Below are 17,539 nucleotides of genomic sequence, written 5' to 3'. Positions count from 1 at the left end.
TCGAGCGGCGCCTCAAGCTCGCGGACCTGCCGGCCGAGGCGCTGGCGGCGCTGCGCGCGAACGAGATCTCGCTCGAGATGGCGAAGGCGCTGACGCTCGCGCCGAGCGGCGAGCGCTGCCTCGAAGTTCTCACTTCGGTGCGGGGGCGCGACGTGCGGCCGGAGCAGGTGCGGCGCGAGTTGACACCCGGGACCGTGCCCTCGACGGACCGGCGCGCGGTCTTCGTGGGGCTCGAGGCCTATCTCGCGGCCGGCGGAACCTCTCAGCGCGATCTCTTCGCCGACAGGACGCTGCTGGAGGACGAGGCTCTCCTCGACCGGCTCTTTGCCGAGAAGGGGGCGGCCGAGGCCGAGCGGATCCGCGTGGAAGAGGGCTGGGAGTGGGCGACATGGGTGCCGGAGGAATATGTGCCCTGGACCGCCACGCAGAAGCTGGTGCGGCTCTACGCCCGGCCCGGGAAGCTCTCGGACGGAGAGGAAGCGGAGCTCGCGGCGCTCGAGGAGCGCGATGCCGAGGACGCCCTCGACGAGGCCGGCCGCGCGCGCCTGGCCGAGCTCGAGGCCCGGCGCGAGGGCGGCTTCACCGACGCGCAGCGCGCCTCGGCCGGGGTCTTCGTCTATTGCAGCAGCCGGGACGGGCTCTCGGTCGAGCGCGCCTATCAGCAGCCGCGGGCGGTCCCGCGGGGTGCTGCCGAGGCGGCACCGGACCTGCCGCAATCGCTGATCGAGGATCTGCACCGGATCCGGCTCGGGGCGCTGCAGGCCCGTCTCATGGACCAGTCCGAGCTCATGCTCGACCTTCTGGCCTGGTCGCTTGGCGGGGGCCTGCGTCCTTGGGCGCGCCCGCTCGCGGTCTCGCCGACCGACCAGCCCATCGCGCCGGAGAAGGGAGAGGGCACGAGCTACCCGGAGCGGCTGGCGGCACGGCTCGAGCCGAACACGAGCCTCGGCCCGGACGGCACCCCGGCCGAGTTCGAGGCCTTCCGGGCGCAGGGCAAGAAGCACCGCAACCAGATCCTGACCGAGGCGCTGGCGCGGACCTTCTGCACCGGCAGCTCCGGCCTCTCGGCCACGCTCGCGCGCCAGCTCGGCGTCGAGGTGCGCCGGATCTGGACGCCGACCGCACAGGGCTTCCTCGGGCGCTGCAGCGCGGGCTATCTCGACCGGCTCTGGAGCGAGCTCGTGCCGGCGGCCGAGGCGGATCGGAGTTTCCAGAAGCTGAAGAAGGGGGAGAAGGCGAAGCGCCTCGAGGCGCTCTTCGCCGACCTCGCCACGCGCGAAGCCCTCGGCCTCAGCCGCGAGGACTGCGCGAAGATCGACGCCTGGGTGCCGGCGGAGCTCGGCTGGCCGGAGGGGGAGGGATGAGCGGGGCGAAGGAGCAGCGCGAGACGCTGCCGCGCAATGCGCAGTGCTGGCTGACGGGAAGGGGAAAGGACGATGAGCGCTAGGCGATCCCTCACTTTCGCGCCGCGGCTTCTCGGCGCGGCCGAGGCGGCGGCCTATCTGGGCGTGAGCGCGACGACGCTCCGTGGCCTTGACCTGCCGCGGCGGGTGCTGGGCGGGCGGCGGCTCTATGACAGGCTGGATCTTGACGCCTTCGCCTCGGACCTGCCGGTTGAAGGGGAGACGTTCGAATCGGAGGTGGAGCTGTGCGACCGCCATTTCGGGATGCAGGCGTGAAGCTGCCCCGGGTGCAGCGCATCCGGCGTGGCGACCGGGTGCTCTGCTATCACCGGCCGACCGGGACGCGGTTGCCGGATCTGCCCGAGACCCATCCCGACTTCATCGCGGCCTGGGCGAAGGCCGAGGCCACGAAGCCGGATCTGGCGCCGCCCGTTGCGGACAAGTCGGTCGCGAAGGTCGTGCGGGCGCTCCGCGCGTCGAAGAGGTGGAAGGGGTTCGCCGCGAGCTATCGGCTGAGCCTGCGCTTCCATCTCGAGCGAATCGAGATGGAGCATGGCGCCCTGCCGCTGCGGGGCCTGCGGCAGAAGCATGTCGAGATGGATCTCGGCAAGCTCGATCCGAACCCGCGCAACGTGTCGCTGAAATGCTGGCGGCTCATCTTCGCGCAGGCCAAGGCGGACGGGATCATCGAGAGCGACCCGAGCCACGAGATCGGAAAGATCGTGACGAAATCGCCCGGCCACGTCGCGTGGACGACGGCCGAGGTGGCGGCCTTCCGGGCGCGGTGGGCGGTGGGGACGCGCCAGCGCGCGGCCTTCGAGCTGCTCGCCTGGACCGGTTGCCGCGTCTCGGACGCTTGCCGCATGACGCGCACCCATATCGGCAGCGACGGGCTCATGACCTTCCGCCAGCAGAAGACCGGCGGGCTCGCCTATGTGCCCTGGACCTGCGCGCTTCCTTCCTGGGCGCTCCGGTGGGAAGAGGAGCGCGAGACCGTGCGCGCGGCGGTGATGGCCACGGCCGGCTTCACCCTGCTTGAGACGAGCTACGGGAAGGCCCGGTCGGTGAAGGGCCTCTCGAACTTCATCACCGCTGCCGCGGCCGAGGCGGGGATCGAGGGGCGCACCCCGCACGGCCTGCGCAAATTCCGGCTCACGGCCATCGCCGAGGCGGGCGGCCCTGCCCATGCGATCATGGCCTGGGGCGGGCATGCGAGCCTCTCGGAGGCCGAGGCTTACACCCGCGCGGCCAGCCGGCGCGGCCTCGTGATGGGGCCGGAACAAGAACGGAACGATGTAAACGGCCCCGGGAATTCCTGTAAACGCGCCAGATAAGCGCGCCATTTCAACGGCTTGCGGGAGACATGGTGACCCCGGCAGGACTTGAACCTGCAACCTATCCCTTAGGAGGGGATCGCTCTATCCGTTGAGCTACGGGGCCGAGAACCACTCGGGCTTGCCCTTAATGCGGCCAATCGGCGCCTCTTGCAAGGTGCGAGGAACGGCTCGTCGGCGGGAATTGCTGCGCGGGGAGAGGAGAGCTGGGGGAGTGACTCTTGGCCCACCACTCCCCCATGGGTCCATCGCGTCCGTCTTGGAGAGCTTGCACGACGCTCAGGATCAGTAAGGCCGGAAGATGCGGCCGTTATCGCTAACATGGCACAGCCAGAGGCCTTGGACAAGCCCCCGCAATGAGGTTAACAAGAAAACGTAAGGTCATTATGCAAGAGATGTTTCCGTGGCGAAAGACCCGTCCTCCGCCCTGCAGCGACGTCCCCTGACATTGCGCGACGTGTCCGACGCGTCGGGTGTCTCCGAGATGACCGTGAGCCGGGTGCTGCGGAATCGGGGCGACGTGTCGGGGGCCACGCGCGAGCGGGTGCTGGCCGCCGCGCGCGAGCTGGGCTATGTGCCCAACCGCATCGCGGGGGCGCTCGCGAGCCAGCGGGTGAACCTCGTCGCGGTCATCATCCCCTCCCTGTCCAACATGGTCTTTCCCGAGGTGCTGACCGGCGTCTCGGAAGTGCTCGAGGATACGGGCCTGCAGCCGGTGGTGGGGGTGACCAACTATTCGCCCGAGCGCGAGGAGAAGGTGCTCTACGAGATGCTCTCGTGGCGGCCGTCGGGGATCATCATCGCAGGGCTCGAGCGGAGCCATGCGGCGCGGGCCATGCTGGAGAATGCGGGCATTCCCATCGTCGAGATCATGGATGTGGACGGCACGCCGGTCGACAATGCGGTCGGGATCTCGCACCGCCGCGCGGGACGGCACATGGCCGAGGCGATCGTGGCCGCGGGCTACCGGCGCATCGGTTTCCTCGGCACGATGATGCCCTACGACCACCGCGCCCGGAAGCGGCTGGAAGGGTTCGAGAGCGCCTTGATCGCGGCGGGCCTGACGGTCGAGGACCGCGAATTCTACTCGGGCGGATCGGCGCTTCTGAAGGGGCGGGAGATGACCGAAGCCATTCTCTCGCGCTCGCCCGACCTCGACTTTCTCTATTACTCGAACGACCTGATCGGCGCGGGGGGGCTTCTGTGGTGCCTCAACCACGCGATCGAGGTGCCCGAGAAGGTGGGGCTTGCGGGGTTCAACGGCGTGGAACTGGTGCAGGGGCTGCCCTGTCACCTTGCCACGATGGACGCCTGCCGGCTCGAGATCGGGCGCAAGGCGGCGGAGATCGTCGCGGGCAAGCGCGCGGACGGGGCCACGTCGGGGCTGGTGATCGAGCTGGAACCGAAGCTCGAACCGGGCGACACGATCCGCCGGCGCTGAGGCGCTTCAGGCGAAGATCGTGACCGCGAGGCAGGCGAGCACGACGGAGGTCAGCAGCAGCCGGAGCCGCATCCACCATTCCGGCGCGAGCCCCTGGCTCCAGAAGGTCCAGTCGAGCGCAAGCAGGCCCGCAAAGCCCGCGGCCAGATAGATTGCGGCCGAGGTCGGGCCGCCGCCCACGAAGAAGAAGGCCCAGAGCGCCGGGATCACCGACAGGCCGTAGCCGATGGCAGCCTCGCGGCCGCTCGTCTTCGTGGCAAAGCCCCAGAGCACGCCGGACATGAAGGACAGGATCACCGTGCCGTAGGCGAGGCCAGCATAGGGGCCCACGAAGCGCGGCCCGAGCGTGGCAACCGCCCAGTCGCCCAGATCCGGGCGCAGCTCGGTCAGCGCGCTCCAGAGGAAGGGGAGGAGCCCGGCCAGGCCGAGCAGCAGGGCGGAACGGGGGATGCGGGTCATGTGCGCTCGAAGGCGAGACGGGCGCCGAGCCCGGCGAAGGAGGCGGCGAAGAGGCGGCGGAGCCAGGTGACGAGGCGGGGGCTGGAAAGCACCGCGCCGCGCGACAGGGCGGCCAGTGCCACATAGCCGAGGAAGGTGGCGGCGGTCATGGCGGTGAAGCCGAGGCCCAGCTCGATCAGCAGGCGCGGGGCCTCGGGACTGCCCGCCGGGATGAACTGCGGCAGGAAGGCCATGAAGAAGAGCGGCAGCTTCGGATTGAGCAGGTTCAAGAGGATGCCGCGCCGCACGATCCGGGCCGCAGGCTCGGGCGCTGCCGCCTCGAGACGGAGGCCGCCATGCTCCTGCAGCGTGGCCCAGGCCATCCAGAGGAGATAGGCCACGCCCGCGATCTTCAGGCCCTGGAACAGGACGGCGCTGGCATGCAGGACGGCGGCGAGGCCCGCCATGGCCGCGACCAGATGGACGCCGGTCGCCAGAGTGCAGCCGAGAACCGCCAGCAGCCCGGCGCGGATCCCGCCGCCGAGCGTGGTCGAGAGCGTGTAGAGGACGCCGATCCCCGGGGCCGCGCAGACGATGAAAGCGGTCAGCAGGAACTCGGGGCTCATGATCATGGCCTCACGGGGTTTCGGCAGGCTCGCGCAGGATGCGCGGCACCTTGAACTCGACGCGCTCCTTCACCGTCTCGACGGCCTCGACGGTCGTGTCGAACCGGGCGCGGAAGGCGGCGATCACCTCGTCCACCAGCACTTCCGGGGCCGAGGCGCCGGCAGCCACGCCGACGGCGGTGGCGCCCTGCAGCGCCTCCCAGTCGATGTCGGTGGCGCGCTGCACGAGTTGCGCCACGCGGCAGCCGGCGGCGCGACCCACTTCCACGAGCCGCTTCGAGTTCGAGGAATTCGGGGCCCCGATCACCAGAAGCGCATCGATCCGTCCCGCGATGGCCTTGACCGCGCCCTGCCGGTTGGTGGTGGCGTAGCAGATGTCTTCCTTGCGCGGGATCGCGATCGCCGGGAAGCGCTCGCGCAGCGCGGCCACGATGGCGGCCGTGTCGTCGATCGAGAGCGTGGTCTGGGTGATATAGGCCAGCCGCTCGGGATCCCGCACCTCGAGCCCCGCCACATCCTCCACCGTCTCGACCAGCAGGACCTCGCCCTCGGGCAGCTGTCCCATGGTGCCGACGGTCTCGGGATGGCCCGCGTGACCGATCATGATCATCTGCAGCCCGTTCTCGTGGTGCCGCTCGGCCTCGAGATGGACCTTGCTCACCAGCGGGCAGGTGGCGTCGACATAGACCATGTTCCGCCGCTCGGCCTCCGCGGGGATGGCCTTCGGCACGCCATGGGCCGAGAAGATCACCGGCCGGTCGGTCGGCGCCTCGTCCAGTTCCTCGACGAAGACCGCGCCCATGTCGCGCAGCCTGTCGACGACGAACTTGTTGTGCACGATCTCGTGCCGGACATAGACGGGCGCGCCCCATTTCTCGAGCGCCATCTCGACGATCTTGATCGCACGGTCCACGCCCGCGCAGAAGCCGCGGGGGGCGGCCAGATAGAGGGTGAGGGGAGGCATGGTCATGGGCCGGCTCTCTTCGTCCTGTGCAGCCCAGAGGTATTCCGATCGGTGGCTCAGGTCCAGACCCGCAGGCGCATCCGCCTCAGGATGCCGCACGTTCCGCGCCGGAGCGTGACGGGCTGGAGTCCCTGGCTTCAGAGCGTCACTTCGCCTCGACGGCGATTTCTTCACGCTCTACCCGCGGCTCTCGCGGAGGGCGACCGATGACCTCCCGCAGTTCGTCGAGCTCGATGAAATTGTCGGCCTGCCGACGGAGTTCGTCGGCGATCATGGGCGGCTGGCTGCGGATCGTCGAGACGACCGAGACGCGCACACCCTGCCGCTGAAGGCTCTCGACCAGTGGACGGAAATCGCCGTCGCCCGAGAACAGCACGATGTGATCGACCCGCGGCGCAAGCTCCATCGCATCGACCGTCAGCTCGATGTCCATGTTGCCCTTGACCTTGCGGCGCCCCTGGCTGTCGGTATATTCCTTCGCCGGCTTCGTGACCATCGTGAAGCCGTTGTAGTGCAGCCAGTCCACCAGGGGGCGGATCGGCGAGTAGTCATCGTTCTCGAGAAGCGCGGTGTAGTAGAATGCCCTCAGCAGCTTGCCGCGGCGCATGAACTCCTGGCGCAGCAGCTTGTAATCAATATCGAACCCCAGCGCCTTCGCCGCGGCGTAGAGGTTCGATCCGTCGATGAACAGCGCCAGCCGTTCGTCTTTGTAGAACATTATCCTTGTCCCCTGCGAGAACCCTTGCCCCGGTCAATCTGCTGTCATCGAGAATAGATTTCGGTAAGCAAAAATCGACAAGGGGTCGGATATCAGTGTAATACATCTACCGGCAAGCGGGCCTCATCAGAAACTTATACCATTGGACAGGCCACCTGGAAAGCAAGCTCTGGTTGCACTCGGCTCAAACATGCCGTCTGCGGGAAGGTTCCCCAAGGGCAATGTTTCCGAAGCGATTTGTGCGGTCGCGAGCGCATTTCAGGCCCCATTTCGGGTGAGCAGGCTGTTCGAAACGCCTTTTTTCCCCGCAGGGGCAGCCCCTGATTTTGTCAATGCGGCCATGGCCCTGCACCTTACGGATGATGTGGATCCCCGCAAGATACTTGAACGGCTCCACGAGATCGAGGCGGATTTCGGCCGATCTCGGTCTCACCGATGGGCCGACCGGACGCTCGACCTCGATCTCCTCGCGCTGGATGATTCGGTCTGGCCCGACGCCGGGACGCAGGAGCTGTGGAGACATCTGCCTCAAGTAGAGCAGGCCCGCCGCGCGCCCGACGGGCTCATATTGCCGCACCCCCGTCTTCAGGACCGCGCCTTCGTGCTGGTCCCGCTGGCCGACGTGGCGCCCGACTGGCGCCATCCGCTGCTCGGCCTGACCGTGAGGGAGATGCTCGCGGCGCTTCCCGAGGCGGAACGGGCCGCCGCTGTGCCGCTCGAGGCTTGAGGATCAGGGATTCCGCCCTTGTCAAGAGGCGGGGCGGCCGTTACATAGGCCGCTCCATGCCCCCTGTCCGAAACGGAGACTCCCATGGCCCGCGTGACGGTTGAAGACTGCGTTGACAAGGTCCCGAACCGGTTCGAGCTGGTGATGCTGGCTGCCCACCGGGCCCGCGAGATCGCCTCGGGCTCGTCGCTGACGATCGACCGCGACAACGACAAGAACCCGGTCGTGGCGCTGCGCGAGATCGCGGAAGAGACCCAGAGCGCCGAGTCGCTGCGCGAGCGCATGATCGAGAGCCACCAGACCCAGATCGAGGTGGACGAGCCGGAAGAGGATCAGATGGCGCTGCTCATGGGCAGCGAAGTCGATCGCCCGGTGCAGGACGACATGTCCGAAGAGAAGCTGCTGCGCGCGCTCATGGAAGCGCAGGGGCAGAACTGATTTTGTGTTGAACCTGTTGCGGCCGGGGCCATGATCGACGTCGAAGACCTGATCGCCCTGGTCCGCAATTACAATCCGCGCACCAACGCCGACCTGATCCGCCGGGCCTATGCCTACGGCCGTCAGATGCACGAGGGCCAGTTCCGCCACTCCGGCGAGCCCTACTTCACCCATCCCGTCGCCGTCGCCGCCATCCTGACCGAGCAGCGGCTCGACGATGCGACCATCGTGACGGCACTTCTGCACGACACGATCGAGGATACCAAGTCCACCTACACCGAGGTCGCCCGTCTCTTCGGCGAGGATATCGCCGAGCTGGTGAACGGGGTCACGAAGCTCACCAACCTCGAGCTCTCCTCGGCCCAGTCCAAGCAGGCCGAGAACTTCCGCAAGCTCTTCATGGCGATGTCGAAGGATCTGCGGGTGATCCTCGTGAAGCTCGCCGACCGGCTGCACAACATGCGCACCATCAAGTCGATGCGCCCCGAGAAGCAGGCCCAGAAGGCGCGCGAGACGATGGAGATCTTCGCGCCGCTCGCCGGCCGCATGGGCATGCAGTGGATGCGCGAGGAACTGGAAGACCTCGCCTTCCGCGTCCTGAACCCCGAGGCGCGCAACTCGATCATCCGCCGCTTCATCACGCTCCAGCGCGAGACGGGCGACGTGGTCCACAAGATCACCGCCGACATCCGGCTGGAGCTGGAAAAGGCGCAGATCGAGGCCGACGTCTACGGACGGGCCAAGAAGCCCTATTCGATCTGGCGCAAGATGCAGGAGAAGGATCTGGCCTTCTCGCGGCTCTCGGACATCTACGGCTTCCGCGTGATCTGCAAGGATGTGGCCGACTGCTACCGTATCCTCGGCGTGATCCACCAGCGCTGGCGCGCGGTGCCGGGCCGCTTCAAGGACTACATCAGCCAGCCCAAGTCGAACGGCTACCGCTCGATCCACACGACGGTCTCGGGGCGCGACGGCAAGCGGGTCGAGGTGCAGATACGCACCCGTCAGATGCACGAGGTGGCCGAGGCCGGCGTTGCCGCGCACTGGAGCTACCGCGAGGGCGTGCGCGTCCACAACCCGTTTGCGGTCGATCCCGCCCGCTGGATCGCGAGCCTGACCGAGCGGCTGGACGAGGACGACCACGACGAGTTCATGGAGAACGTGAAGCTCGAGATGTACACCGACCAGGTGTTCTGCTTCACGCCGAAGGGCGATGTGATCCAGCTGCCGCGGGGGGCGACGCCGCTCGATTTCGCCTATGCGATCCACACCCGCATCGGCCATTCCACCGTCTCGGCCAAGGTCGACGGCATCCGCGTGCCGCTCTGGACCCGGCTGAAGAACGGCCAGTCGGTCGAGATCATCACCGCCGAGGGCCAGCGCCCGCAGGCCTCCTGGATCGACATCGTGACCACGGGGCGGGCCAAGGCCGCGATCCGGCGCAGCCTGCGCGAGGAGGACCGGGGCCGCTTCGTGAAGCTCGGGCAGGAGCTCGCGCGGGCGGCCTTCGATCATGTGGGGCGCAAGGCCACCGACAAGGCGCTCAGGACGGCGGCGAAGATGCTGGGCCTCTCGGACGAGACCGAGCTTCTGGCGCAGCTGGGCTCTGCCGAACTGACCGCGCGCAAGGTGGTCGAGACGCTCTATCCCGAACTCGTGCGCACCAGCGGGCCCGAGGTCGACATGCAGCGCCCCGTGGTCGGCCTGTCCGACGATCAGCAGTTCCGCCGCGCCAAATGCTGCCAGCCGGTGCCGGGCGAGCGGATCGTGGGCATCACCTACCGCGGGCAGGGGGTGGTCATCCATGCCATCGACTGCCCGGCGCTCGAGGAGTTCGAGGAACAGCCCTCGCGCTGGATCGACCTGCACTGGCACGCCGGGCGCCATGCGCCGGTCCATACCGTGACGCTCGATCTCACGATTTCGAACGATGCGGGCGTTCTGGGGCGGATCTGCACCTTGATCGGAGAGCAGAAGGCCAATATCTCGGACCTGAGGTTCACCGATCGCAAGCCCGACTTCTATCGCCTTCTGGTCGATGTTGATCTGTGCGATGTCGAACATCTGCACACGCTGATGACCGCTCTCGAAGCCGAGACGGATGTGGCGCAGATATCCCGGCACCGCGATCTGAGCAGGAAACCCTGACCGGCAGGGAGAGGAAGTGGTCTTCAAGCGGCGCAACCCACGCACCTGGCGGCAGATCGTCCAGGAGTCCGTGTGGCCCCGCGGCGGCTGGACCCGTGCCGCCCAGTATGTGAAGCACCGCCTGACCCGCCTGCCCGACGAGCCGCACCGGATTGCGCGCGGCGTCTTCGCAGGCGTGTTCATCTCCTTCACGCCCTTCTTCGGCTTCCACCTCATCGGCGGCGCGCTGCTGGGCTGGATCCTGCGCGGCAACATCCTGGCTGCGCTGCTGGCGACCTTCGTGGGCAATCCCGTGACGATGCCCGTCATCGCGCTCATATCTGTCGAGATCGGCCACTGGATGCTCGGCATCGACGTTCCGCTGAACATCGTCAACATCTTCAAGGCCTTCTCCGACGCGGGCACCGAGCTTTGGGCGAATTTCCTCGCCATCTTCAGCGACGAGCCCGCGCGCTGGAGCAACCTCGGCCGGTTCTTCGAGACCATCTACCTGCCCTATCTGGTGGGCGGGATCCTTCCGGGGCTCGCGGTGAGCTTCGGCTTCTATTACCTGACCATCCCGGTCATCCGCGCCTATCAGAAGCTCCGCGCGATGCGGGTGCAGGCGCGCCGGGCCCGCGAGCGTCGCCGCGCCGGTGCGGAGGCGGATGACGCGGGCGCGGGAAGCCAATAGGATGGGCGAAACATCTTGGAAACGGGCGGACGCGCGATGAAACCTTTGGGCCGGCTGCGGCTGGGCGTGAACATTGACCATGTGGCGACGGTGCGGAATGCGCGCGGGACCTCCTATCCCGATCCGCTGCGGGCGGGGCTGCTGGCCGAGGCGGCCGGAGCCGACGGCATCACCGCCCACCTGCGCGAGGATCGCCGCCACATCCGGGATGAAGACATCACCTCGCTCATGCAGGGGCTGAGCGTGCCGCTGAACCTCGAGATGGCGACCACGCCCGAGATGCAGGCCATCGCGCTGCGCCACAAGCCGCATGCCGTCTGCCTCGTGCCCGAGCGGCGCGAGGAGCGCACGACCGAGGGCGGCATCGACGTGGCGGGCGACGTCGCGCGGCTGAAGGATTTCGTGGCCCCCCTGCGCGCGGCGGGCTGCCGCGTGTCGATGTTCATCGGCCATGACGTGCGCCAGATCGAGGCCTCGGCCGAGATCGGGGCGGCGGTGGTCGAGCTGCACACCGGCCATTACTGCGATCTCGTGGCGGAAGGCCGCACCGCCGAGGCCGCGCGCGAACTGGAAGCCCTGCGCGAGGGGGCGGCGCTTGCCCATTCGCTGGGCCTCGAGGTCCATGCCGGCCACGGGATCAGCTACGACACGGTGGCCGAGATCGCCGCCTTCCCGCAGGTGATGGAGCTCAACATCGGCCATTTCCTGATCGGCGAGGCGATCTTCCGCGGGCTCGGCAGCGCCATCGAGGGGATGCGGCGACGCATGGACACGGCGCGCGAGGCCGCAGCTTGAGCCGAGCCGGAGCGGACCGGGGGGCAGGGCGATGATCCTCGGGATCGGCACCGACCTCGCCAACATCGACCGGATGGAGAAGACGCTCGCCCGCTTCGGCGAGCGTTTCCGCAATCGCGTCTTCACGCCGCTCGAACAGGCCAAGGCCGAGCGGCGGGCGGATGTGGCGGGCACCTACGCGAAGCGGTGGGCCGCGAAGGAGGCCTGCTCGAAGGCGCTCGGCACCGGGCTGCGCATGGGCATCTCCTGGAAGGACATGAGCGTGGCGAACCTCGAGACCGGCCAGCCCGTCATGCGGCTGACCGGCTGGGCGGCCGAACGGCTCGCCTCCATGACGCCGCCGGGCCACGAGGCGGTCGTCCATGTCAGCCTGACCGACGATCATCCCTGGGCTCAGGCCTTCGTCGTGATCGAGGCGCGGCCGCGCGCGGCCCCGCCAGCTTGACTCATCCCGCACCGGCGCGCATGAAGCGCCGGATTGGGCGGCCGGCCCGCAAACAGACAGGCAGTGTGACCATGGCCAGCAAGGCGAAATCCGAAGGCGGCATCCTCGAGACGATCAAGACCATCGTCTATGCGCTGCTGATCGCGGGCGTGTTCCGCACGCTCTTCTTCCAGCCGTTCTGGATCCCGTCGGGCTCGATGAAGGACACGCTGCTGATCGGCGACTTCCTCTTCGTCAACAAGATGGCCTACGGCTATTCGCAATATTCCTGCCCCTTCGGCATCTGCCCCTTCTCGGGCCGCATCCTCGGCTCCGAGCCCGAGCGGGGCGACGTCGTGGTGTTCCGCCATCCGGTCAATGGGTCGGATTTCATCAAGCGGCTGATCGGCCTGCCGGGCGATACGGTGCAGATGCGGAACGGCGTGCTCTATCTCAACGGCCAGGAAGTCCCGCAGGCGCCCGCCGGCACCTTCGAGGAGACCTACGAGCAGCAGGGGCCGATGGGCAACCTGCCGCGCTGCGAGAACGGCCCCGTGGGCGAGGGCGGCATCTGCACCAAGAGCCGCTTCACCGAGACGCTTCCGGGCGGCCGCACCCATGACGTGCTGAACATCGACACCAACGGCTTCGGCGACAATACCGACGTCTTCACCGTGCCCGCCGGCCACTATTTCTTCATGGGCGACAACCGCGACAACAGCCAGGACAGCCGCTATGGCCAGGCCGTGAACGGCGTGGGCTTCGTCCCGGCCGAGAACCTCATCGGGCGGGCCGACCGGATCATGTTCTCCTCGGCCGGCCGCTCGATGCTCTATTTCTGGACCTGGCGCGCCGACCGCTTCTTCAAGGCGATCGAGTGAAACTGTCTGCCGACCTGAAGGCCTTCGAGGGCCGGATCGGGCATCAGTTCCGCGAGCCCGAGCGTCTCCTGCGTGCCGTCACCCATTCCTCGCTGTCCTCCGTCACCCGGTCGGACAACCAGCGGCTCGAGTTCCTGGGCGACCGTGTCCTCGGCCTCGTGATGGCCGAGGCGCTGCTCGCGGCCGACCGCGCCGCCTCCGAGGGCCAGCTTGCGCCCCGCTTCAACGCGCTGGTGCGCAAGGAGACCTGCGCCGCCGTCGCCCGCGAGGTGGCTCTGGGCGACGTGCTGAAGCTCGGCCGCTCGGAGATGATGTCGGGCGGGCGCCGCAAGGAGGCTCTTCTCGGCGACGCTCTGGAAGCGGTGATCGCCGCGGTCTATCTGGATGCGGGATTCGAGGCGGCACGGCAGCTCGTGCTCCGGCTCTGGGGCGCGCGGATCGCCCAGGTCGAGCGGGATGCCCGCGACGCCAAGACGGCGCTGCAGGAATGGGCGCAGGCGCGCGGGCTGCCGCCGCCGACCTACGAGGCGGTGGATCGGTCCGGCCCGGACCATGCGCCGATCTTCACGGTCGAGGTGCGCCTCGGCAATGGCGAGACGGACAGGGCTGCGGCGGGCACCAAGCGGGTGGCGGAACAGGCGGCGGCGCGGGCGCTTCTCGCGCGGATGGAGGCGAGACATGACTGAGACCACACGCGCGGGCTTCGTGGCGCTCATCGGCGAACCCAATGCCGGTAAATCGACGCTCCTGAACCGCATGGTCGGCGCCAAGGTCTCGATCGTGACCCACAAGGTCCAGACCACGCGCGCCCGCATCCGCGGCGTCGCGATGGAAGGCCAGACACAGATCGTCTTCGTCGACACGCCCGGCCTCTTCCGCCCGCGCCGCAGGCTCGATCGCGCCATGGTCGCCGCCGCCTGGGGCGGAGCCGCCGATGCCGACGTGATCGTGCTGCTCGTCGAGGCCCACCGCGGCCTGACCGAGGGCACGCAGGCCATCATCGACGCGATGCGCGACCGCATTCCGCAGGGCCAGACCGTGGCCCTCGCCATCAACAAGATCGACCGGGTGAAGGCCGAGGTGCTGCTCGGCCTCGCGCAGGAGCTGAACGGCGCCTTCCCCTTCGCCGAGACCTTCATGATCTCGGCCGAGAAGGGCCACGGGGTCGAGAAGCTGCGCCGCTGGCTGGCGGGCATCCTGCCCGAAGGCGCCTGGTTCTACCCCGAGGACCAGATCGCCGATGTGCCGATGCGCGCCATCGCCGCCGAGATCACGCGCGAGAAGCTGACCCTGCGCCTGCACGAGGAGCTGCCCTACCAGCTCACGGTCGAGACCGAGGCCTGGGAGGACCGGCCCGACGGCTCCACCCGCATCGACCAGGTGGTCTATGTCGCCCGCGACGGCCACAAGGGCATCGTGCTTGGCAACAAGGGCGAGACGATCAAGCAGATCGGTCAGGCCGCGCGCGCCGAGATCGCGACCTTCCTCGAGCGGCCGGTCCATCTCTTCCTGCAGGTCCGGGTGCGCCCGAACTGGCTCGAAGAGCCCGAGCGCTATTCCGAGATGGGTCTCGACTTCAAGGACGGCGACTGAGATGGCCGCGCAGGCCGGCCGATGAGTGCGCGCCTGACGGCGGACTTCTGGGTCCGCGCCTATCTGACCCGCCTGCGGCTGGCCGATATTCCGGCCTTCGTCACCGCCCGCGGCGATGCCACCGCCGGTGCCGTGCTGGTCAAATGCGCGACGCTCGACGGGCAGGCCCGCGCTTTCCAGCGCTCCTTCGACCTGATGACCGGCGCCCGCGCCTGGGTGCCGCTCGCCGAAGGCCCCGAGGCCGATGTGGATGCGGCCATCGCCCGCCAGCGCCGCTTCGACCCCGACCTCTGGGTGATCGAGCTCGAGGACCGTCAGGGCCGGACGCTTCTCGACGAGCCGGGCCTCTCCGAGTGACTGGACGGCCGGCCCGCCGCGCGGGATAGTCGCCCCATGATGGAATGGCGGGACGAGGGCGCGCTCCTCTCGGTGCGGCGGCACGGCGAGAGCTCGGCGATCATCGAGGTCTTCACGGCCGCGCATGGCCGCCACGCAGGCGTCGTCCGCGGCGGCGCCTCGCGGAAGATCGCGCCCATCCTCCAGCCCGGCGCGCAACTCGACCTGACCTGGAAGGCGCGGCTCGACGAGCATATGGGGGCCTTCACCGTCGAGCCGCTGCGCAGCCGCACCGCCCTTCTGGGCGATCGGCTGGGCCTCGCCGGACTGAACGCGATCTGCGCCATGCTGCATGTGACCCTGCCCGAGCGCGAGCCGCATTCCGCGCTCTGGCAGGAGAGCATGGCGCTTCTGGATGCGCTCGACCGGCCGGGCTGGCCGCCGGCCTATCTCCGCTGGGAGATGCGTCTCTTGGAGGAGACGGGCTTCGGCCTCGATCTCACCCGCTGCGCCGTCACGGGCAGCCGCGAGGATCTGGCCTTCGTCAGCCCGAAGACCGGCCGCGCCGTCAGCCGCGGGGCCGCGGGCGGCTGGGCCGACCGGCTGTTTCCGCTGCCGCTGGCGCTTCTGGGGCAGGGGCCCGCCTCGGCCGAGGAAGTGGGGCAGGGCCTTGCCATCACCGGCCATTTCCTCGGCCGCGAGCTTGCGCCCCTGCTGAACGGCCGGCCGCTGCCCGAGGCGCGGGGCCGGCTGATGGAGCTTCTGGCCCGCGCCTGAGGCCTGCCATCCGCGCTTCGCGAACGGCAGGCAGCCCGTCAGTCCAGCAGCCGCCGCGCGATCACCTGCGCCTGGATTTCGGCCGCGCCCTCGAAGATGTTGAGGATGCGCGCATCGCAGAGGATCCGGCTGATCTGATATTCCAGCGCGAAGCCGTTCCCGCCATGGATCTGCAGCGCATTGTCCGCCGAGGCCCAGGCCACCCGCGCGCCCAGAAGTTTCGCCATCCCGGCCTCGAGGTCGCAGCGCTGGCCGTGATCCTTCTCCCAGGCGGAATGGTAGGTCAGCTGCCGGGCCACCATGATCTCGACCGCCATCATGGCAAGCTTGCCCGCCACGCGCGGGAACTCGATCAGCGCCTTGCCGAACTGCTTGCGCTCCTCGGCATATTGCATCCCCACCTCGAGCGCATTCTGCGCCACGCCGATGGCGCGCGCCGCGGTCTGGATCCGCGCGCTCTCGAAGGTCTGCATGAGCTGCTTGAAGCCCTGGCCCTCGACGCCGCCCAGAAGGTTCTCGCCCTTCACGCGGAAACCGTCGAAGCCGATCTCATATTCCTTCATCCCGCGGTAGCCCAGCACCTCGATCTCGCCGCCCGTCATGCCGGGCGTGGGGAACGGATCCGCGTCGGTTCCCGGCATCTTCTCGGCAAGGAACATCGACAGGCCCCGGTAATCCGTCGTCTCGGGGTCCGTGCGGGCGAGGAGAGTCATCACATGGGTGCGCGCGGCATGGGTGATCCAGGTCTTGTTGCCATTGACCACCCATTCGTCGCCGTCCTTCACCGCCCGCGTCCGCAGGCTGCCCAGATCCGATCCGGTGTTCGGCTCGGTGAAGACCGCGGTCGGCAGGATCTCCCCGCTCGCAAGTTTCGGCAGCCAGGCCGCCTTCTGCGCATCGGTGCCGCCGCAGAGGATCAGCTCCGCGGCGATCTCGGACCGGGTGCCGAGCGAGCCCACGCCGATATAGCCGCGCGACAGCTCCTCCGAGACCACGACCATCGAGGCCTTCGACAGGCCGAAACCGCCGAACTCCTCCGGGATCGTCAGGCCGAAGACGCCCATCTCGGCCAGAGCCTCCACGATCTCCAACGGGATCAGCTCATCGCGCATGTGCCAGCCATGGGCATGCGGGGCCACGCGCTCGTCCGCGAACCGGCGGAACTGGTCGCGGATCATCTCGAGCTCCTCGTCGAGACCCGAGGCGCCGAAGGTGGCCCGCCCGTGGTTGTCGCGCATCAGCGCCACCAGCCGCGCCCGTGCGGCGGGCGTATTGCCCGCCTGGATGAGCCGCCGCACCGCCTCGCCCGGATGGCCGAGCTCGACGCCGATATCCTGCACCCGCGCCGTCTCGGTCTGGCTCATCGGGATGCCGCCGCGAATCTGCGCGAGATATTCGCCGAAGGCGATCTGCAGGATCAGCGCCTCCATCTCGCCGAACCGCCCCTCGGTCTCGAGCCGCCCGGCCCAGGCCCGCATCTGCCGGAGGGATTCGACATAGGTCGCGAGCCAGGAGAGGGCGTGGGCCGCGAACTGCTCCTCCTCCAGCGCCCTGGAAGAGACCTTGCCGCCGGCTGTCACCCGCTCCTTCAGCGCGCCCCGCGCCGTTTCGAACAGCGCCTCGACCTCGGGCAGCGCGTCGGAAGCGAGCGTCAGAAGATCCGCGAGCAGCGGCTGCCCGGTCATGGTCGATCCGTCCTTCGGCATGGCGTGACTCCTCATTCTGCAACTGCGACGTCCTAGCCACTTTGCAGTCGCAGCGCAACAAAAATTCATGAGAGCGCCGCATGTAGCATGAATATGTCCGAGAGAACTGTTAGCTTT

The 17,539-nt window shown here is 68.4% G+C and carries 20 protein-coding genes and 1 tRNA gene; 15 read left to right on the top strand and 6 right to left on the bottom strand.

Annotated features, from left to right (window positions below; all coding sequences use genetic code 11):
• The 3 genes from A9O63_RS20590 to A9O63_RS20580 form a co-directional block, all read left to right on the top strand.
• The coding region (locus A9O63_RS20590; RefSeq protein WP_069333559.1) for a chromosome partitioning protein ParB at positions 1-1,364 on the top strand (1,364 nt) is incomplete at its 5' end.
• Positions 1,365-1,436: 72 nt separating this feature from the next.
• Positions 1,437-1,679 (top strand): helix-turn-helix domain-containing protein, encoded by a 243-nt coding sequence (locus A9O63_RS20585; RefSeq protein ID WP_011336930.1) that lies wholly within the window; start codon positions 1,437-1,439, stop codon positions 1,677-1,679.
• On the top strand, positions 1,676-2,737 hold the full coding sequence (locus A9O63_RS20580; protein ID WP_069333558.1) for a tyrosine-type recombinase/integrase: 1,062 nt from the start codon (positions 1,676-1,678) through the stop codon (positions 2,735-2,737). Before A9O63_RS20585 ends, A9O63_RS20580 begins: the two co-directional genes overlap by 4 nt.
• Positions 2,738-2,767: 30 nt before the next feature.
• On the opposite strand, the gene A9O63_RS20575 is transcribed toward A9O63_RS20580, so the two are convergent.
• Positions 2,768-2,843: transfer RNA gene (locus A9O63_RS20575), tRNA-Arg, on the bottom strand.
• Positions 2,844-3,140: 297 nt separating this feature from the next.
• Between A9O63_RS20575 and cceR the strand changes: the two genes are divergently transcribed.
• The gene (gene cceR / locus A9O63_RS20570; RefSeq protein WP_069333557.1) at positions 3,141-4,178 is read left to right on the top strand and encodes a LacI family DNA-binding transcriptional regulator CceR; all 1,038 of its coding nucleotides are present in this window, start codon (positions 3,141-3,143) and stop codon (positions 4,176-4,178) included.
• A gap of 6 nt (positions 4,179-4,184) precedes the next feature.
• Here the strand turns inward: cceR and A9O63_RS20565 are convergent, their stop codons facing one another.
• From A9O63_RS20565 to A9O63_RS20550, 4 genes are all read right to left on the bottom strand, one after another.
• Positions 4,185-4,637, bottom strand: a complete 453-nt coding sequence (locus A9O63_RS20565; RefSeq protein WP_069333556.1) for a DUF3429 domain-containing protein — start codon at positions 4,635-4,637, stop codon at positions 4,185-4,187.
• Positions 4,634-5,242, bottom strand: a complete 609-nt coding sequence (locus A9O63_RS20560; protein ID WP_069333561.1) for a LysE family translocator — start codon at positions 5,240-5,242, stop codon at positions 4,634-4,636. Before A9O63_RS20560 ends, A9O63_RS20565 begins: the two co-directional genes overlap by 4 nt.
• Positions 5,243-5,252: 10 nt before the next feature.
• Positions 5,253-6,212: a 4-hydroxy-3-methylbut-2-enyl diphosphate reductase gene (gene ispH / locus A9O63_RS20555; protein ID WP_002722409.1), complete on the bottom strand. Its 960-nt coding sequence runs from the start codon at positions 6,210-6,212 to the stop codon at positions 5,253-5,255.
• 139 nt (positions 6,213-6,351) lie between these two features.
• Entirely contained in the window at positions 6,352-6,924 is a 573-nt protein-coding gene (locus A9O63_RS20550) for a LabA-like NYN domain-containing protein (RefSeq protein ID WP_002722410.1), read from the bottom strand.
• Between the two features lie 142 nt (positions 6,925-7,066).
• Here A9O63_RS20550 and folK point away from each other — a divergent pair, with 142 nt between their 5' ends.
• From folK to recO, 11 genes are all read left to right on the top strand, one after another.
• On the top strand, positions 7,067-7,651 hold the full coding sequence (folK, locus tag A9O63_RS20545; RefSeq protein WP_412841996.1) for a 2-amino-4-hydroxy-6-hydroxymethyldihydropteridine diphosphokinase: 585 nt from the start codon (positions 7,067-7,069) through the stop codon (positions 7,649-7,651).
• 84 nt (positions 7,652-7,735) lie between these two features.
• The gene (gene rpoZ, locus A9O63_RS20540) at positions 7,736-8,089 is read left to right on the top strand and encodes a DNA-directed RNA polymerase subunit omega (RefSeq protein WP_002722412.1); all 354 of its coding nucleotides are present in this window, start codon (positions 7,736-7,738) and stop codon (positions 8,087-8,089) included.
• A gap of 30 nt (positions 8,090-8,119) precedes the next feature.
• The gene (locus A9O63_RS20535) at positions 8,120-10,237 is read left to right on the top strand and encodes a RelA/SpoT family protein (protein WP_069333554.1); all 2,118 of its coding nucleotides are present in this window, start codon (positions 8,120-8,122) and stop codon (positions 10,235-10,237) included.
• Between the two features lie 16 nt (positions 10,238-10,253).
• Positions 10,254-10,910 carry a DUF2062 domain-containing protein gene (locus A9O63_RS20530; protein ID WP_069333553.1) on the top strand — a complete coding sequence of 219 codons (657 nt, stop codon included), beginning with the start codon at positions 10,254-10,256 and terminating at the stop codon, positions 10,908-10,910.
• A 36-nt stretch (positions 10,911-10,946) separates the two neighbouring features.
• Entirely contained in the window at positions 10,947-11,705 is a 759-nt protein-coding gene (locus tag A9O63_RS20525) for a pyridoxine 5'-phosphate synthase (protein WP_069333552.1), read from the top strand.
• A 31-nt stretch (positions 11,706-11,736) separates the two neighbouring features.
• On the top strand, positions 11,737-12,150 hold the full coding sequence (acpS, locus tag A9O63_RS20520) for a holo-ACP synthase (RefSeq protein ID WP_002722416.1): 414 nt from the start codon (positions 11,737-11,739) through the stop codon (positions 12,148-12,150).
• A 71-nt stretch (positions 12,151-12,221) separates the two neighbouring features.
• On the top strand, positions 12,222-13,010 hold the full coding sequence (lepB, locus tag A9O63_RS20515; protein ID WP_069333551.1) for a signal peptidase I: 789 nt from the start codon (positions 12,222-12,224) through the stop codon (positions 13,008-13,010).
• Positions 13,007-13,696 (top strand): ribonuclease III, encoded by a 690-nt coding sequence (rnc, locus tag A9O63_RS20510; RefSeq protein WP_002722419.1) that lies wholly within the window; start codon positions 13,007-13,009, stop codon positions 13,694-13,696. The genes lepB and rnc overlap by 4 nt, the downstream gene beginning before the upstream one ends.
• Positions 13,689-14,603: a GTPase Era gene (gene era, locus A9O63_RS20505; RefSeq protein ID WP_069333550.1), complete on the top strand. Its 915-nt coding sequence runs from the start codon at positions 13,689-13,691 to the stop codon at positions 14,601-14,603. Before rnc ends, era begins: the two co-directional genes overlap by 8 nt.
• A 21-nt stretch (positions 14,604-14,624) precedes the next feature.
• Complete coding sequence (locus tag A9O63_RS20500) at positions 14,625-14,960, top strand: DUF1491 family protein (RefSeq protein ID WP_002722422.1); 336 nt, start codon at positions 14,625-14,627, stop codon at positions 14,958-14,960.
• A 36-nt stretch (positions 14,961-14,996) separates the two neighbouring features.
• Positions 14,997-15,716: a DNA repair protein RecO gene (recO, locus tag A9O63_RS20495; protein WP_084296099.1), complete on the top strand. Its 720-nt coding sequence runs from the start codon at positions 14,997-14,999 to the stop codon at positions 15,714-15,716.
• A 38-nt stretch (positions 15,717-15,754) separates the two neighbouring features.
• On the opposite strand, the gene A9O63_RS20490 is transcribed toward recO, so the two are convergent.
• Positions 15,755-17,422, bottom strand: a complete 1,668-nt coding sequence (locus tag A9O63_RS20490) for an acyl-CoA dehydrogenase family protein (RefSeq protein WP_069333549.1) — start codon at positions 17,420-17,422, stop codon at positions 15,755-15,757.
• Positions 17,423-17,539: the final 117 nt, after the last annotated feature.

The organism is Cereibacter johrii (genome assembly GCF_001720585.1).
Lineage (GTDB): Bacteria > Pseudomonadota > Alphaproteobacteria > Rhodobacterales > Rhodobacteraceae > Cereibacter_A > Cereibacter_A johrii.
The sequence above is the reverse complement of the archived record's forward strand: the minus strand, read 5'-3'. Positions and strand labels throughout refer to the sequence as shown.

What these genes read in the sequence shown, in the direction of transcription:
- ispH (WP_002722409.1), bottom strand. Translation starts at nt 6,212, where the DNA reads ATGACCATGCCTCCCCTCACCCTCTATCTGGCCGCCCCCCGCGGCTTC.
- A9O63_RS20585 (WP_011336930.1), top strand. Translation starts at nt 1,437, where the DNA reads ATGAGCGCTAGGCGATCCCTCACTTTCGCGCCGCGGCTTCTCGGCGCG.
- A9O63_RS20490 (WP_069333549.1), bottom strand. Translation starts at nt 17,422, where the DNA reads ATGCCGAAGGACGGATCGACCATGACCGGGCAGCCGCTGCTCGCGGAT.
- A9O63_RS20525 (WP_069333552.1), top strand. Translation starts at nt 10,947, where the DNA reads ATGAAACCTTTGGGCCGGCTGCGGCTGGGCGTGAACATTGACCATGTG.
- A9O63_RS20560 (WP_069333561.1), bottom strand. Translation starts at nt 5,242, where the DNA reads ATGAGCCCCGAGTTCCTGCTGACCGCTTTCATCGTCTGCGCGGCCCCG.
- A9O63_RS20550 (WP_002722410.1), bottom strand. Translation starts at nt 6,924, where the DNA reads ATGTTCTACAAAGACGAACGGCTGGCGCTGTTCATCGACGGATCGAAC.
- rpoZ (WP_002722412.1), top strand. Translation starts at nt 7,736, where the DNA reads ATGGCCCGCGTGACGGTTGAAGACTGCGTTGACAAGGTCCCGAACCGG.
- A9O63_RS20500 (WP_002722422.1), top strand. Translation starts at nt 14,625, where the DNA reads ATGAGTGCGCGCCTGACGGCGGACTTCTGGGTCCGCGCCTATCTGACC.
- era (WP_069333550.1), top strand. Translation starts at nt 13,689, where the DNA reads ATGACTGAGACCACACGCGCGGGCTTCGTGGCGCTCATCGGCGAACCC.
- lepB (WP_069333551.1), top strand. Translation starts at nt 12,222, where the DNA reads ATGGCCAGCAAGGCGAAATCCGAAGGCGGCATCCTCGAGACGATCAAG.
- A9O63_RS20565 (WP_069333556.1), bottom strand. Translation starts at nt 4,637, where the DNA reads ATGACCCGCATCCCCCGTTCCGCCCTGCTGCTCGGCCTGGCCGGGCTC.
- A9O63_RS20535 (WP_069333554.1), top strand. Translation starts at nt 8,120, where the DNA reads ATGATCGACGTCGAAGACCTGATCGCCCTGGTCCGCAATTACAATCCG.
- acpS (WP_002722416.1), top strand. Translation starts at nt 11,737, where the DNA reads ATGATCCTCGGGATCGGCACCGACCTCGCCAACATCGACCGGATGGAG.
- recO (WP_084296099.1), top strand. Translation starts at nt 14,997, where the DNA reads ATGATGGAATGGCGGGACGAGGGCGCGCTCCTCTCGGTGCGGCGGCAC.